Source organism: Arthrobacter sp. K4-10C, from assembly GCF_059090085.1.
This window is the reverse complement of record NZ_JBNHFI010000008.1, coordinates 170,270-185,470: the sequence shown is the minus strand read 5'-3', so window position 1 is coordinate 185,470 and position 15,201 is coordinate 170,270. Positions and strand designations below refer to the sequence as shown.

Genomic DNA, 15,201 nt, shown 5'->3' with positions numbered 1-15,201 from the left:
AGGAAACGGCTAGAAACGAAGGGGCTGCGCCGGAATCATCTTTGATTCGCTCTTGGTGCAACAGCATTCGCTATACGCAACAGCGTGAGCCAGAGCACAAGGCCCTGTCAAGCAGCCAGGACTTAGAAGGGCCGGAGCGGGCAACAAAAGAGAAACCCCTTGACAAGAGATGTGTGCTGCATCACCGTGTTGCATATAACGATGCATGTTGCTCATGGCGAAATCAGTTGAAGTGTCGCCCGATGCACGCTCCGCCAAGGAAAAGAGGTACCTCCGAATGCACAAGGCATGCCCGCTCAGCGAGCTCGCACCCGGTGAAGCCCTGCGGCTTAATACGTCACCGCCCATTGCCGTTTTCCACACTGAAGACGGCGAACTTTTTGCACTCGACGACACCTGCACGCACCAGGATGCTTCCCTTGCCGATGGCTGGGTTGAGGACTGCTGGGTGGAGTGCCCGCTGCACGCTTCCAAGTTCAACCTGCGGGACGGCAGCGTCGACGCCCCGCCCGCCAAACTGCCGGTCCGTTCCCATGAAGTCTCCGTCATCGACGGCGTCATCATGGTCGCCGAATCTGACGAAGCCCCCAACCTGCCGCCCGGCCTGACGGTGGACGGGCACATCTAGCACCTGTCACGCCCCCCAATCCGGCAAGCCAACGCCAACCAGGAGAACCACAGACTATGAGCGCATCACCGCGCGTCGTCATCATCGGAGCCGGCATCGTCGGCACCAACCTTGCCGACGAACTCGCCAGCCGCGGCTGGACCAACATCACCGTCGTCGAACAGGGGCCGCTGGAACTGGCCGGCGGGTCCACATCGCATGCGCCCGGCCTGGTGTTCCAAACCAACCCGTCCAAAACAATGACGGAATTTGCCACCTACACCGTGAACAAGCTGCTCTCCCTGAGCGCGGACGGCGTCTCCTGCTTCAACCAGGTGGGCGGGCTTGAGCTTGCCACCACCGAGGCCCGGCTGGAAGACCTGAAGCGCAAGCTCGGCTACGCCACCTCCTGGGGCGTGGAGGGCAGGCTGATCGACGCGGACGAGTGCGAGAAGCACTGGCCGCTGCTGAACAGCGGATCCCTTGCCGACGGCCGCCGCGTCGTAGGCGGCCTGTTCGTTCCCTCGGACGGCCTGGCCTCCGCAGCCCGCGCCGTCCAGCTCCTGATCAGCAAGGCCCGCGCGGCCGGCGTCACGTTCCTGGGCTCCACCCCGGTGACGGGCATCGAGCAGGCGGGCGGGAAAGTCACCGGCGTCCAGACGCCCGACGGCGTGATCCCGGCGGACATCGTGGTGTCCTGCGCCGGGTTCTGGGGACGTGAGCTCGGCAAGCTGGTGGGCATGCAGGTACCGCTGCTTCCGCTGGCCCACCAATACGTGAAGACGACGCCCGTCGAGGCGCTGCAAGGCGTAAACGAACTGCCAAACGGCGCCAGCAAGCCCATCCTGCGCTACCAGGACCGCGACCTGTACTTCCGGGAGCACGGCAACCGGATCGGCGTTGGCAGCTACGCTCACAAGCCCATGCCCGTGGACATGGACCGCCTTCCGCGCGTAGGTGCGGACGAGATGTCGGACCACAACATGCCCTCCCGGCTGGACTTCACGCTGGAAGATTTCGCCCCGGCCTGGGACGACTGCCAGGACCTGCTGCCGGCCCTGCACAAGGCCCGGATCAATGACGGGTTCAACGGCATTTTCTCCTTCACCCCTGACGGCGGCCCGCTCATGGGCGAGTCCCCGGACGTCGCCGGGTTCTTTGTGGCCGAGGCTGTCTGGGTCACCCATTCCGCCGGCGTCGCCAAGGCCATGGCCGAAATGCTGGTGGAGGGCCAGTCCCGCACCGACCTGCACGGCTGCGAAATATCCCGCTTTGAGAAGGTGCAGACCTCCGATGCGTACGTCAGCGAAACCTCCCAGCAGAACTTCGTGGAGATCTACGACGTCCTGCATCCGCTCCAGCCCCGGGAATCCCCGCGCGACGTCCGGGTGAGCCCCTTCAACGTCCGGCAGAAGGAACTCGGCGCGTTCTTCCTCGAGTCCGCCGCCTGGGAACGCCCGCACTGGTTCGAGGCAAACCGCCGCCTCCTGGATGAACTGCCCGCCGAGTGGCAGGTTCCGGAGCGGGATGAGTGGGCCGGCATGTTCTACTCCCCCATCTCCGCCGCCGAAGCGTGGAAGACGCGAACCGCCGTCGCGCTGTACGACATGACGCCGCTCAAGCGGCTCTCCGTTACCGGGCCGGGTGCCCTGGATCTCCTGCAGCGCCTCAGCACGGGCAACATTGCCAAGAAGCCCGGCGCCGTCACCTACTGCCTCCTGCTGGCGGACGACGGCGGCATCCGCAGCGACGTCACGGTGGCCCGGCTTGGGGAGCAGGACTTCCAGCTGGGCGTGAACAGCAACGTCGACTTTGACTACCTCCGGGTGGAGGCGCGGCAGCAGTCGGCCGCGGATCCGGCGCGCTGGGTGCACGTGGCGGACATTACCGGCAGCACCTGCTGCATCGGACTGTGGGGCCCGCTGGCGCGCGAGGTGATGGGCAAGGTCAGCACCGACGACCTCAGCAACGACGGCCTTCGCTACTTCCGCACAAAGGAAATCAGTGTGGGCGGAATCCCCGTCACCGCCATGCGCCTGTCCTACGTGGGCGAACTCGGCTGGGAGCTCTACACCACCGCCGAGTACGGCCTCAAGCTGTGGGACCTCCTGTTCGAGGCCGGGCGGGAGCACGGCATCATCGCCGCAGGCCGCGGTGCCTTCAACAGCCTCCGGCTCGAGAAGGGCTACCGGCTCTGGGGCACGGACGTGACGTCCGAGCACCATCCGTACCAGTCCGGCCTCGGCTTCTCCGTGGCGAAGGACAAGGAAGGGTACGTGGGCTGCGAGGCCCTGGCGGCCCGCAAGGAGCAGCCGGCGGCCAAGACGCTGCGCTGCCTGACGGTCGACGACGGCACCTCAGTGGTGCTGGGCAAGGAACCTGTGTACGTGGGGGGCGAGGCGGCGGGCTACGTCACCAGCGCGGCCTACGGCTTCTCCATCCGCAAACCCATCGCCTACGCCTGGCTGCCGTCCGCCGTCGGTGTGGGGGACGCCGTGGAGATCGGGTACTTCGGCAAGCGCGTGGCCGCCACTGTCACCGCAGAACCGCTGTTTGACCCGGGCATGGAGCGCCTCCGCGGCTGATTCCAACCCGCGAGATGGCAGATCACCGCAGTCCGGAACGCCGGGACTGCGGTGATCTGCCATTTCCGCGTACAGGCCCCTGCTTCCTTCCGGGAGGCACCGCCCATACATATGGCCCCCGCCTCCCTGAAGGGAAGCGGGGGCCATTTTAGTTGTTGGGACTAGGCGCTGGCGGCCTCAAGCGATGCCGATTCTGCAGCCGCCGCCGTATGGCCCGTGTGGGGTTCGAAGCGGACGAACATGGCTTTGAAGCCGGGGGTGTTGGACTCGCGGGCGACGTTTTCCTTGTGGACCAGGGCGTTGGCTTCGGGGAAGTACGCGGCGGCGCAGCCTTTCGCTGTGGGGTAGGCGACCAGGCGGAACTTTTCGGCGTGTCGGTCTACGCCCTGGAAGGTGCTCACCACGTCCACGAGGTCGCGGTCCTGGAAGCCCTGCTCGGCGAGGTCTTCGGGGTGGATGAGGATTACCCTGCGGCCGCCGGAGACGCCGCGGTAGCGGTCGTCCAGGCCGTAGAACGTGGTGTTGTACTGGTCGTGGCTGCGGATGGTCTGCAGAACCAGGTGCCCGTCCGGCGGGGTGAGGTATTCGAGCGGGCTGACGGTGAACCGGCCGCGGCCGATGTCCGTGGCGAAGGAGCGGGTGTCCCGGGGCGGGTTGGGCAGCACGAACCCGTTCTTGGTCCGGACACGGGCGTTGAAGTCCTCGAAGCCGGGCAGGACGCGTTCGATGTGGTCGCGGATCACGTCGTAGTCCTCGGCCATCGCCTTCCAGTCCACGGAGTGGTCCGGGCCGAAGGTCGCCTCGGCCATCCGGGCCACGATGACAGGCTCGGCCAGCAGGTGCTCGGAGACCGGGGTCAGCCGCCCCTGGGTGGAGTGGACCACGGACATGGAGTCCTCCACGGACAGGAACTGGGCGCCCTTGGGGTGCTTGTCGTCCTTGTCCGTGCGGCCCAGGGTGGGCAGGATGAGCGAGGTGCGGCCGTGCACGATGTGGGAGCGGTTGGGCTTGGTGGAGATGTGCACGGTCAGGCCGATCCGCTGCATGCCCGCCTCCAGCATCTCGGTGTCCGAGCAGGCCAGGGAGAAGTTCCCGCCCATCGAGACGAACACGTCCACCTCGTCGCGTTCGAAGGCCTCCATGGACTCCACGGCGTCGTAGCCGTGGTGCCGCGGGGAGGTGATGCCGAACTCCTTGTCCAGCGCTTTCAGGAGCCATTCCTTGGGTTTTTCCCAGATGCCCATGGTCCGGTCGCCCTGGACGTTCGAGTGTCCGCGGACCGGGCACGCGCCGGCGCCGGGCTTGCCGAAGTTGCCCTGCAGCAGCAGCACGTTGACCATTTCCTTGATGGTGTCCACCGAGTGAGGCTGCTGCGTCACGCCCAGCGCCCAGCAGAAAATTGTGGCCTTGGACTTGATGAGCATCCCGGCCACGGTCTCGACCTGTTCCCGGGACAGGCCGGTGGCTTTCTCCGTCTCGTCCCAGTCCAGCGCCCTGCGGGCCTCACGGTAGGCGTCGAAACCGTCGGTCTGCGCGGCGATGAAGGAATGGTCGACGACGGTACCCGGGTTCTTCTCCTCTTCGGCCAGGAGCAGGTGGCCGAGCGCCTGGAACAGGGCCAGGTCCCCGCCGACCTTGATCTGCAGGTACTCGTCGGCCAGGGGCGTGCCGCCGCCCACCACGCCGGAGACAGTCTGCGGGTCCTTGAAGTTGAACAGGCCGGCCTCGGGCAGCGGGTTGACCGCCACCACCTTGCCGCCCTTGTCCTTGCATTCCTTCAGCGCCGACAGCATGCGGGGGTGGTTAGTGCCGGGGTTCTGTCCGACCACGAAGATCAGCTCGGAATCGTGGATGTCATCCAGGGACACCGTGCCCTTGCCGATCCCGATGGTCGGGTTCAGCGCCGAGCCCGAGGACTCGTGGCACATGTTCGAACAGTCCGGCAGGTTGTTCGTGCCCAAAGCCCGCGCGAACAGCTGGTACATAAACGCCGTCTCGTTGGCCGTCCGGCCGGAGGTATAGAACACGCACCGGTCAGGGGTGGAAGCGCGGATGTGTTCACCGATCAGTTCGAACGCATCCGCCCAGGAAATCGGCGAATAGTGCGTATCCCCCTCACGGATCACCACAGGCTCACTCAGCCGGCCCTGGTTTCCCAGCCAATACTCCGTCTTCGTCGACAGCTCCGCGATGGAGTGCTTCGCCCAGAATTCCGCGCCGACCGTGCGGAGGGTGTTTTCCTCCGCCACCGCCTTCGCGCCGTTTTCACAAAACTCGGCGGCCTTGCGCTTCTTGTCCGACTCCGGCCACGCGCAGCCCGGGCAGTCAAAGCCGCCGCGCTGGTTCAGCCGCAGCAGCGACTGGGCCGTCCGGGTCACCCCTGCCTGCGCCACCGCTCGTTCCAGGGCCACCATGACGGCCTTGACCCCTGCCGCCTCGGTCTTGGGCTTGTGGACGGAGAGTTCGTCCTCGTTGATGTCCGCTACGGGGGCGGGCTGTTTCCCGAACTTCATTGTTCCAACTTCCTAACCGGCAATTACCTGCTGCTTTTTTCGATCCAGACGCCAGCAAAGGCACGCCACGGTTCTTGGCGCGCCTTCGCTGACACTGTTTTCCCTGCTGACTACTGGGCCACCTTGGCCAGCGTGTCCCGCTCCGCCGCGATGGTGGTGTTGTCACCGTGCCCCGTGCGGACCACGGTTTCGGCCGGGAGCGTCAGCAGCTTCTCCCGGATGGAGGTGAGGATGGTTGGGTAGTCGCTATAGGACCGCCCCGTGGCGCCCGGGCCGCCGTTGAACAGCGTGTCTCCGGTGAAGACCGTTCCTTCGCTTTCCAGGTAGAAGCAGGTGGAACCGGGCGAGTGGCCGGGCGTGTGGATGGCCCGCAGCGTGGCCCCGCCCACCTCGAACACGTCACCGTCGGCCAGTTCCCGGTCCGGCTTCGAGTCCGGGTACACCTGCTCCCAGAGCACCAGGTCCTCGGGGTTGAGGTAGATCGGGGCGCCGACGGCGTCGGCCACCTCGCGGGCAGCGCCGATGTGGTCGTTGTGCGCATGGGTCTGGAGGATGGCAAGGACCTTCCGGCCCCGCACCCGGTCAATGATGGCCGAGGCGTCGTGCGGGGAATCGATGATCACGCACTCCTCGCCGTTGCCAACGATCCAGACGTTGTTGTCCACGTCCCAGGTGCCGCCGTCGAGCGAAAACGTTCCTGAGGTGACCAAGTTCTCGATCTGTACCGCCATCAGAGTTCCACCACCGAACGGAGGACCTTGCCCTCGTGCATCTTTTCGAAGGCTTCCTCCACCTGGTCGATGGTGATCCGCTCCGACACGAAGGCGTCCAGGTCCAGGTTGCCCTGCTGGTAGTGCTGCACCAGCATGGGGAAGTCGCGGGAGGGCAGGCAGTCGCCGTACCAGGAGGACTTCAGCGACCCCCCGCGGCCGAACACATCCAGCAACGGCAGTTCCAGCTTCATCTCCGGCGTCGGGACGCCCACCAGCACCACCCGGCCGGCAAGGTCGCGGGCGTAGAACGCCTGCTGGTACGTTTCGGGGCGGCCGACGGCGTCAATTACCACGTCCGCTCCGTTGCCTCCCGTGAGGGCACGGATGGCCTCAACGGCATCCTCCTCGCGGGAGTTCACCCCGTGGGTGGCACCGAGGGACTTGGCCATTTCGATCTTGTTGTTGTCGATGTCCACGGCGATGATCGTCGTCGCGCCGGCCAGCTTTGCCCCTGCGATCGCGGCGATGCCCACACCGCCGCAGCCGATCACGGCCACGGACTCGCCGCGCTTGACCTCGCCGGTGTTGATGGCGGCGCCGATGCCGGCCATCACGCCGCAGCCAAGCAGGCCCACGGCGGCAGCATCGGCCGCGGGATCCACCTTGGTGCACTGCCCGGCGGCCACCAGGGTCTTCTCCGCGAAGGCGCCAATGCCAAGCGCGGGAGACAGTTCGGTGCCGTCCTCAAGGGTCATCTTCTGGGTGGCGTTGGCGGTGTTGAAGCAGTACTGCGGCTGGCCTTTGGCACAGGCCCGGCACTGACCGCACACGGCACGCCAGTTCAGGATGACCCGGTCGCCGGGCGCCACCTGCGTCACATCCGGACCCACCGCGCTGACAACACCCGTGGCCTCATGGCCCAGCAGATAGGGGAACTCATCGCCAATGCCACCCAGCTTGTAATGCAGGTCGGTGTGGCAGACGCCGCAGGTAAGGATGTCCACCAGAGCCTCCCCGGGACCCGGATCCGGCACCAGGATGGTCTCCAGCGTTACCGGGGCGTTCTTCTCCCGGGCGATGACGGCTTGAACTTTATGGACCATTGTTCTCGTGTTCCTTTCCTGGATCCGGCCGGATCCGGTGAGTCGGCACCAGGTGCCAATCTAGCTGACGCGCCGTGGATTGGAGACCCTGCCGCCAAGCTGTGACGCTCCTGCGAAGTACACGCTGCAATTGCGTATTACACAACAAGATGCACATAGCGCTACTGGAAAATATGACAGCGGCCACACTTTGTGTCAATAGAAGCATCCGGCGCCTTGTTGCACCCGCGTGCAAAACTCCGGCAGTAGGCTGGATGGCATGTCTTCGAAAGAACCCCCTGCCGAACGGCGCGAAGTAACGGTGCGCCGGGCTCCCAAGTACGTCCCTTTCCTGATCCTGGGCGCACTGGTGGGCATCGCAGCCGCGGCAGTAGTGGCCTACGGGCTCCCGGGCAGCGCGAGTTTCGATTCCGGTGCGGTCTTCGGATTCTTCATGGTGATGTTCGCCGGCGGCGGGGCCATCCTCGGCGCCGTAGTGGCCCTCATCCTGGACCGGCGGAGCGTCAAGCGGCAGCAGCGGGCCGTGGTGGAGTCCGTACCCGACTCCGAGCCGGACACCGGTCCCCAGCCCTAGCCCTGGTCACAAACAGCACGGCCGGAAAAGTCCTACCCCATATCGTGAGATAATCGACCAGTGGCACGCGGCGATGGAAAACTTTCCCATGATCTTCTCCCTGGCGAAAAAGGCCCGCAGGACGCTTGTGGCGTCTTCGGCGTCTGGGCACCAGGTGAAGAAGTAGCAAAACTTACCTATTACGGGCTGTATGCACTGCAGCACCGCGGTCAGGAGTCGGCTGGTATTGCCACCAGCGACGGCAAGCGGATCAACGTCTACAAGGACATGGGGCTTGTCTCGCAGGTCTTCGACGAGACCACGCTGAACACCCTGACCGGGCACCTGGCCGTGGGTCACTGCCGTTACTCCACTACCGGCGCAAGCCATTGGGCCAACGCCCAGCCCACCCTCGGCGCCACCAGCACCGGTACCGTGGCCCTGGCGCACAACGGCAACCTGACCAACACCGCCGAGCTCAACGCCATGATCCAGGAACGCAACGGCGGCCAGCTCACCGGCGAAATGAAGCAGGGCAACACCTCGGACACGGCCCTGGTCACCGCGCTGCTGGAGGGCGAACCCGGCAAGACCCTGGAAGAGACCGCCACGGACCTCCTGCCCAAGATCAAGGGTGGCTTCTGCTTCGTCTTCATGGACGAGGGCACGCTCTACGCAGCACGTGACACCTACGGCATCCGCCCGCTGGTGCTCGGCCGGCTGGAGCGCGGCTGGGTTGTGGCCTCCGAGCAATCCGCCCTCGCAACCGTGGGCGCCAGCTTCATCCGCGAGATCGAGCCCGGCGAATTCATCGCCATCGACGAGGAGGGCGTACGGTCCAAGCGCTTCGCCGAGCCGACGCCGGCCGGCTGCGTTTTCGAGTACGTCTACCTTGCGCGTCCGGACGCCGCAATCGCCGGCCGGTCCGTGTACGAGTCCCGTGTGGAGATGGGCCGCCAATTGGCGCGCGAAAACACCCACGAAGCGGACATCGTCATTCCTGTCCCGGAATCCGGTACCCCCGCAGCCGTTGGCTACGCCGAAGAATCCGGCATCCCGTTCGCCCATGGCTTCGTCAAGAACTCCTATGTGGGCCGTACCTTCATCCAGCCCTCGCAGACCCTGCGCCAGCTGGGCATCCGGCTCAAGCTCAACGCCCTCGAGTCCGTCATCCGCGGCAAGCGCGTGGTGGTGGTGGATGATTCGATCGTCCGCGGCAACACCCAGCGGGCCATCGTCCGGATGCTCCGGGAAGCCGGCGCCGCGGAAGTGCACGTCAAGATTTCGTCCCCGCCGGTCCAGTGGCCCTGCTTCTACGGCATCGATTTCGCCTCCCGTGCCGAACTCATCGCCAATGGTGCCACCATCGAGGAGATCTCCCAGGCTATCGGCGCGGACTCGCTGGCCTACATCTCCGAGGACGGCATGATCGGTGCCACCCGCCAGCCCCGTGAGCGCCTGTGCACCGCCTGCTTCACCGGGAAGTACCCCATAAAGCTCCCGGACGCAGACAAGCTGGGCAAGAACCTGCTGGAGCGCACGGACCTGGGCGGCCTGAAGACCTCGCCGTCCGCCCTGCCGGGGGAAACCGCAGCCCTCGCTGTGGACTCCGATGAGGATCCCGCGGAAAAGTCCGGCGCCACCGGCTGCGACCCGGGCCCCGACTCCGAGTTCGAAAACCTGCTCACCGACGCCGACCTCGTGCCAGACGTACACGCCGCCGCCGGCGCCGACAAGAAAGAGTCCGTATGACTTCCGCCAACACCGCCGCCGGCCACGCTTCGGAGAAGCAGGCACAGATCACCTACGCTTCCGCGGGCGTCGACGTCGAAGCCGGGGACCTCGCCGTCGAGCTCATGAAGGGTGCCGTCAAGGCAACCCACAACTCCTCCGTGATCGGCGGGGTGGGCGGCTTCGCCGGCCTCTACGACGTTTCCAGGCTGCTGACCTACAAGAAGCCGCTGCTGGCCACCTCCACGGACGGCGTGGGCACCAAGGTTGCCATCGCGCAGGCCATGGACATCCATGACACCATCGGCTTCGACCTGGTGGGCATGGTGGTGGACGACATCGTGGTGGTGGGCGCCGAGCCGCTGTACATGACCGACTACATAGCCTGCGGAAAGGTGGTGCCGGAGCGTATCGCCGGCATCGTCCGCGGCATTGCCGCTGCATGCTCCGTGGCCGGCACGGCCCTGGTGGGCGGCGAAACGGCCGAGCACCCCGGGCTGCTCGGTGAGCACGAGTACGACGTCGCCGGTGCCGCCACCGGCGTTGTGGAAGCCGATGCGCTGCTGGGCCCCGACCGTGTCCGGGCAGGTGACGTTGTCATCGGCATGGCCTCCTCCGGCCTCCACTCCAACGGCTACTCCCTGGTCCGCCGCGTCATCAACCACGCCGGCTGGGCTCTGGACCGCCAGGTTTCGGAGCTGGGCCGCACCCTGGGTGAGGAACTCCTGGAACCCACGCGCGTCTATGCCGCCGACTGCCTGGACCTCGCCCGCACCTTCCCGGTTGCGGGCAGTGCGGCAGTGCACGGCTTCAGCCACGTCACCGGCGGCGGCCTGGCCGCGAACCTGGCACGCGTCCTTCCGCAGGGCCTGGTGGCCACGGTGGACCGCGCCACATGGGAACTGCCTGCCATCTTCAAGCTGGTGTCCGAACTGGGCAACGTTCCCCTGGCTGACCTGGAGCGCACCCTCAACCTGGGCGTCGGCATGGTTGCCATCGTGTCGCCCGAGGCAGCTGATGCCGCCGTCGCCCGCCTGAACGATCGCGGCCTGCCGTCCTGGGTGATGGGCACGGTCACCGAGGACTCGGACTCGATCCTCAAGTCCGGCCCCGACTACGTCCAGGGCGCCAAGGGCGTGGACGGCGGCGCCGTGCGCCTGGTCAACGCCTACGCCTGATCACCGAATCGGGGCTTTCCACTGTGGTGGGAAGCCCCGATTTGTTTAAGGGCAGCCGCCAGGTGTGTCTGAAGATCGGTGCTGGCGTACGTGAACGAGGAAAGGCCCGTTGCCTGCACGGAAAAGTGCTTGCAACGGGCTTCCTGACTGGTGGCATGACCTGGATCGGCTCGGATCCGGGTACCGAAAAAGAAGCGCTGCACTGGAAGGCACTGCAGAAGACTGCGGTGAAATCCGTTAGTGCTTCGGCCTCGCAGGGCTGCCGGCCTCAGGCGCGGGAGCGTGCAACGACTAGCCGATCCGACGGGTGTCTACCTCGTCGTCTTCTTCCAAATCATCCGCGTACTTGTCCACATAGGCCGAATAGTCCGGCTCAACCGGCTCATTCGCGTAATGGCTCGTGGCACGACTGGCTGGGCCCGTCAGCTCCCGCTGAAGTGCCGAGTAGTCAGTGTTCGGGGAGTAGTACTTGATATCCCGAGCCTGCTTAGTAGCTTTTGCCTTTTGACGGCCGCGCCCCATGGCGTGACCCCCTTTTGTACTTGGACCGGAGGTGGTCACCTTTGGCGATGGTGAGGCCCCGGAATGTTTGGTCAATTTGTCGTACACCTAGATTACATGCTTTCGACGGGGCCTGCTTGCCACACGCGGCGCCCCAGTGTGGTCTGCGCTACTATTCACCGCTCCACCCGCGGGTTTCCAGCTTTTTTCTTCGGTAGAGTCGCTTAAACAACTGCTGGAGCTGGACGGCTGACCGGCTGCCCACCCTCCGGACAGAGCGCAGGAGGATGCACCCACGTGAACAACCCGGACGTCCCGCCAAAGCCGGCCGCACCGCCCACCGCCGGGCTGCCCAAGGTGCCGGCCCAGGAATCCGCACCGGCCCCGCCCCCGGCGTCCGTCACCTGGTCCCAGCCCGGCCCTGAATCCGAACGGCAACCATCCCGGAAGATGCCGGCTGGAACCCAACGGACACTCTGGAAGGTGCTGTTCGCCGTCGTACTCCTGGCGGTCATAGGCGCCCTGGTGTGGCTCGCGCTGTGGCTGAATTCCGGCGGGGGTGCCCAACAGGCCGAGCGCGCCGAAGGCGTGCTCGAGACAACTGTGTCGCCCCCGGCATCACAGCCGCCCCTGCCGCGTGAAGGAGTACTGCCGGCCGAGTATGCGGTAGGCGACTGCTTTGCCGATTTCGATCCCGAAGCGCTGGCCTCCAAGGTGGTGCCCTGCGAAACCGCCCACTCCGCCCAACTGGTGGCCGTATTCCGCTACCCCGAAACCGAGCCCTACCCGGGCGCCGAGACACTCAAGGCCAAAGCGCTGGAAGCCTGCCAGGCCGCCCGCCTTGGCCCGGCGGCCAACGAGTACCAGCTCAACTACCAGCGCAGCTTTCCGAGCAACTCCAGCTGGGACTCAGGAGACCGGAGGGTGGACTGCTACGTGACCTCCTCCGGCGGCAACGTCATTAACGCAAGCGTGCTGCCCTAGCGGCCACGCCGCCAGGGCAGCACCCCTCCTTTTGCCGGGCCCGCCCTGCCTTGGGCAAACGCGGCCTGCCGCCTAGCCCTTCCGCCGGACGGACAGGCCCGAACTCAGGGCACCGGTCAAGGCGTCGACGTCATCCCGGGAGAGCTCTCCGGCGTCGGCCGCAGTATCCACCACCACTGTGTCGCCGTCGCTGATATCGCCGGACAGGATGGCCTTGGCCAGCCGGTCGCCGATCTCGCGCTGCACCAGCCGGCGGAGCGGACGGGCGCCGTAGGCGGGGTCGAAGCCGGAGATGGCGAGCCACTCCTTGGCAGCGTCGGTGACTTCCAGGGTTAGCCGGCGTTCGTGGAGGCGGCGTCCCAGTTCGGCAACGTGCAGGTCCACGATCCGCGAGAGTTCCTCCACGCTAAGCGCATCGAACAGCACCACTTCGTCCAGCCGGTTCAGGAACTCCGGCTTGAAGGACGCGTTCACGGTGGCCATCACGGCGTTCCGCTTGGCTTCGGCGCCCAGGGACTGGTCCACCAGGAACTGGCTGCCCAGGTTGGACGTCAGGACCAGGATGACGTTGCGGAAGTCCACGGTGCGGCCCTGCCCATCGGTGAGCCGGCCGTCGTCGAGAACCTGCAGCAGGATATCGAACACCTCCGGGTGGGCCTTCTCCACCTCATCCAGCAGCACCACGGAGTACGGCCGGCGGCGGACGGCCTCCGTCAGCTGGCCGCCCTCTTCGTAGCCCACGTAGCCCGGAGGGGCACCCACAAGCCGCGCCACGGAGTGCTTCTCGCCGTACTCGGACATGTCGATCCGCACCATGGCGCGTTCGTCGTCGAAGAGGAAGTCCGCCAAGGCCTTGGCCAGCTCCGTCTTACCCACGCCGGTGGGGCCCAGGAAGAGGAACGAACCCGTGGGCCGGTTGGGGTCGCTGATGCCCGCGCGGGCACGGCGGACCGCATCGGACACCGCCGTCACAGCCTTCGACTGGCCGATCAGCCGCTTGCCCAGCTCCTCCTCCATGTGCAGCAGCTTCTGGCTTTCGCCCTGCAGCATGCGCCCGGCCGGAATGCCGGTCCACGCCGAGATCACCTCCGCGATATCGTCCGCGGTCACCTGCTCGGCCACCATCTGTCCGGACTTGTCGGTAACGGCAGCCTCGGCTTCTGCGGCCGCGTTCAGCTCGCGCTCCAGTGCGGGGATCTCGCCGTAGAGGACGCGGGACGCAGTTTCCAGGTCGCCTTCGCGCTGCGCCTTGTCGGCAGCGCTGCGCAGCTCGTCCAGCTTTGCCTTCAGGTCACCGACACGGTTGAGGCCTGCCTTCTCTGCCTCCCAGCGGGCGTTCAGCGCCGCGAGCTCCTCTTCCCTGTCCGCCTTGTCCGCACGGAGCGCGGCCAGGCGTTCCACGGAGGCGGGGTCGGTCTCGTTCTCAAGGGCCAGCTCCTCCATGGTGAGCCGGTCCACGGCGCGGCGGAGCTGGTCGATCTCCTCCGGCGCGGAGTCAATCTCCATGCGCAGCCGCGACGCGGCCTCGTCCACGAGGTCAATGGCCTTGTCCGGCAGTTGCCGGCCGGAAATATAGCGGTTGGACAACGTGGCGGCAGCCACCAGGGCGGAGTCCGCGATGGCCACCTTGTGGTGCGCCTCGTACCGCTCCTTCAGGCCGCGGAGGATTCCGATGGTGTCCTCCACGCTGGGCTCGCCCACGTACACCTGCTGGAAGCGGCGCTCCAGCGCGGGGTCCTTCTCGATGTTCTCGCGGTACTCGTCCAGCGTGGTGGCGCCGATCAGCCGGAGTTCCCCGCGGGCGAGCATGGGCTTGAGCATGTTGCCCGCGTCCATGGAGGAATCCCCGGTTGCCCCGGCACCCACCACGGTGTGGATTTCGTCGATGAAGGTGACAATCTGGCCTTCGGAATTCTTGATCTCCTCCAGAACGGCCTTCAGCCGCTCCTCGAACTCGCCGCGGTACTTGGCGCCGGCCACCATGGACGCGAGATCCAGGGCGATCAGGGTCTTGCCCCGCAGGCTTTCCGGGACATCTCCCGCCACCATGCGCTGGGCGAGGCCTTCCACCACTGCGGTCTTGCCCACGCCGGGCTCGCCGATGATCACCGGGTTGTTCTTGGTGCGGCGGCTCAGGACCTGCACGATGCGGCGGATCTCGGTGTCGCGGCCGATCACCGGGTCCAGCTTGCCGGAACGCGCCATCGCAGTGAGGTCCGTGCCGAACTTTTCCAGCGACTGGAAGGTGTTCTCGGGGTCTGGACTGGTGACCTTGCGGTCACCGCGGACACCGGGCAGGGCGGCGAGCAGGGCTTCGCGGGAGGCGCCGGCGTCGCGGAGCAAGCGACCGACGGCGTCATTCCCGGCCGAGAGCGCCAGGAGGAGGACCTCGGTGGAAACGAACGTGTCCCCCAGCCGGTCCGCTTCCTCCTTGGCATTCTGGATGGCCTGCAGGGCGGGGCGGGAAAGCTGTGCCTGCTGGCTGGACCCGCCGGAGGTGGCGGGAAGTGCCTTGATCGCACTGCTGGCCTGGACGCTGACCGCGTCCGGGTCCGCGCCGGTGGCCCGCAGCAGCGCGACGGCTACACCTTCGCGCTGGTCCATCAGAGCCTTCAGCAGGTGCGCGGGTTCCACCTGCGGGTTGCCGGCCGTCGAAGCGTTCATGGCGGCGGCCGAGAGAGCCTCCTGGCTCTTGGTAGTGAATTTGACGTCCAAAGAGAGCTCCTTTCAGGG

At 66.2% G+C, this 15,201-nt stretch carries 11 protein-coding genes; 6 read left to right on the top strand and 5 right to left on the bottom strand.

What is annotated here, in order from left to right; translation table 11 throughout:
• Positions 1–277: 277 nt before the first annotated feature.
• Together AC5RUU_RS13075 and AC5RUU_RS13070 are read left to right on the top strand one after the other, a co-directional pair.
• Positions 278–628, top strand: coding sequence for a bifunctional 3-phenylpropionate/cinnamic acid dioxygenase ferredoxin subunit (locus AC5RUU_RS13075; protein ID WP_493975707.1), 351 nt, complete (start codon positions 278–280; stop codon positions 626–628).
• Between the two features lie 56 nt (positions 629–684).
• Positions 685–3,192: a GcvT family protein gene (locus AC5RUU_RS13070; RefSeq protein WP_493975631.1), complete on the top strand. Its 2,508-nt coding sequence runs from the start codon at positions 685–687 to the stop codon at positions 3,190–3,192.
• A gap of 161 nt (positions 3,193–3,353) precedes the next feature.
• Here AC5RUU_RS13070 and AC5RUU_RS13065 read toward each other — a convergent pair whose 3' ends face one another.
• From AC5RUU_RS13065 to AC5RUU_RS13055, 3 genes are all read right to left on the bottom strand, one after another.
• Positions 3,354–5,705: an FdhF/YdeP family oxidoreductase gene (locus tag AC5RUU_RS13065; protein ID WP_493975630.1), complete on the bottom strand. Its 2,352-nt coding sequence runs from the start codon at positions 5,703–5,705 to the stop codon at positions 3,354–3,356.
• 110 nt (positions 5,706–5,815) lie between these two features.
• Positions 5,816–6,436 carry an MBL fold metallo-hydrolase gene (locus AC5RUU_RS13060; RefSeq protein ID WP_493975629.1) on the bottom strand — a complete coding sequence of 207 codons (621 nt, stop codon included), beginning with the start codon at positions 6,434–6,436 and terminating at the stop codon, positions 5,816–5,818.
• Positions 6,436–7,521, bottom strand: coding sequence for an S-(hydroxymethyl)mycothiol dehydrogenase (locus AC5RUU_RS13055; RefSeq protein ID WP_493975628.1), 1,086 nt, complete (start codon positions 7,519–7,521; stop codon positions 6,436–6,438). Before AC5RUU_RS13055 ends, AC5RUU_RS13060 begins: the two co-directional genes overlap by 1 nt.
• A gap of 259 nt (positions 7,522–7,780) precedes the next feature.
• Between AC5RUU_RS13055 and AC5RUU_RS13050 the strand changes: the two genes are divergently transcribed.
• From AC5RUU_RS13050 to purM, 3 genes are read left to right on the top strand one after another with little or no spacing between them, the layout of a single operon-like run.
• Complete coding sequence (locus tag AC5RUU_RS13050; protein WP_493975627.1) at positions 7,781–8,095, top strand: hypothetical protein; 315 nt, start codon at positions 7,781–7,783, stop codon at positions 8,093–8,095.
• Positions 8,096–8,155: 60 nt separating this feature from the next.
• Entirely contained in the window at positions 8,156–9,826 is a 1,671-nt protein-coding gene (purF, locus tag AC5RUU_RS13045; protein ID WP_493975626.1) for an amidophosphoribosyltransferase, read from the top strand.
• A complete protein-coding gene (purM, locus tag AC5RUU_RS13040; protein ID WP_493975625.1) occupies positions 9,823–10,983 on the top strand; it encodes a phosphoribosylformylglycinamidine cyclo-ligase in 1,161 nt (386 codons plus the stop codon). Before purF ends, purM begins: the two co-directional genes overlap by 4 nt.
• Positions 10,984–11,274: 291 nt before the next feature.
• Here purM and AC5RUU_RS13035 read toward each other — a convergent pair whose 3' ends face one another.
• Positions 11,275–11,505 (bottom strand): DUF3073 domain-containing protein, encoded by a 231-nt coding sequence (locus AC5RUU_RS13035; protein ID WP_493975624.1) that lies wholly within the window; start codon positions 11,503–11,505, stop codon positions 11,275–11,277.
• A 276-nt stretch (positions 11,506–11,781) separates the two neighbouring features.
• On the opposite strand from AC5RUU_RS13035, the gene AC5RUU_RS13030 reads away from it, so the two are divergent.
• Entirely contained in the window at positions 11,782–12,468 is a 687-nt protein-coding gene (locus tag AC5RUU_RS13030) for a septum formation family protein (RefSeq protein WP_493975623.1), read from the top strand.
• 72 nt (positions 12,469–12,540) lie between these two features.
• Here the strand turns inward: AC5RUU_RS13030 and clpB are convergent, their stop codons facing one another.
• Entirely contained in the window at positions 12,541–15,183 is a 2,643-nt protein-coding gene (clpB, locus tag AC5RUU_RS13025; RefSeq protein WP_493975622.1) for an ATP-dependent chaperone ClpB, read from the bottom strand.
• Between the last annotated feature and the right edge of the window lie 18 nt (positions 15,184–15,201).

What these genes read in the sequence shown, in the direction of transcription:
- AC5RUU_RS13075 (WP_493975707.1), top strand. Translation starts at nt 278, where the DNA reads ATGCACAAGGCATGCCCGCTCAGCGAGCTCGCACCCGGTGAAGCCCTG.
- AC5RUU_RS13050 (WP_493975627.1), top strand. Translation starts at nt 7,781, where the DNA reads ATGTCTTCGAAAGAACCCCCTGCCGAACGGCGCGAAGTAACGGTGCGC.
- AC5RUU_RS13035 (WP_493975624.1), bottom strand. Translation starts at nt 11,505, where the DNA reads ATGGGGCGCGGCCGTCAAAAGGCAAAAGCTACTAAGCAGGCTCGGGAT.
- AC5RUU_RS13055 (WP_493975628.1), bottom strand. Translation starts at nt 7,521, where the DNA reads ATGGTCCATAAAGTTCAAGCCGTCATCGCCCGGGAGAAGAACGCCCCG.
- AC5RUU_RS13065 (WP_493975630.1), bottom strand. Translation starts at nt 5,705, where the DNA reads ATGAAGTTCGGGAAACAGCCCGCCCCCGTAGCGGACATCAACGAGGAC.
- AC5RUU_RS13060 (WP_493975629.1), bottom strand. Translation starts at nt 6,436, where the DNA reads ATGGCGGTACAGATCGAGAACTTGGTCACCTCAGGAACGTTTTCGCTC.
- AC5RUU_RS13070 (WP_493975631.1), top strand. Translation starts at nt 685, where the DNA reads ATGAGCGCATCACCGCGCGTCGTCATCATCGGAGCCGGCATCGTCGGC.
- purM (WP_493975625.1), top strand. Translation starts at nt 9,823, where the DNA reads ATGACTTCCGCCAACACCGCCGCCGGCCACGCTTCGGAGAAGCAGGCA.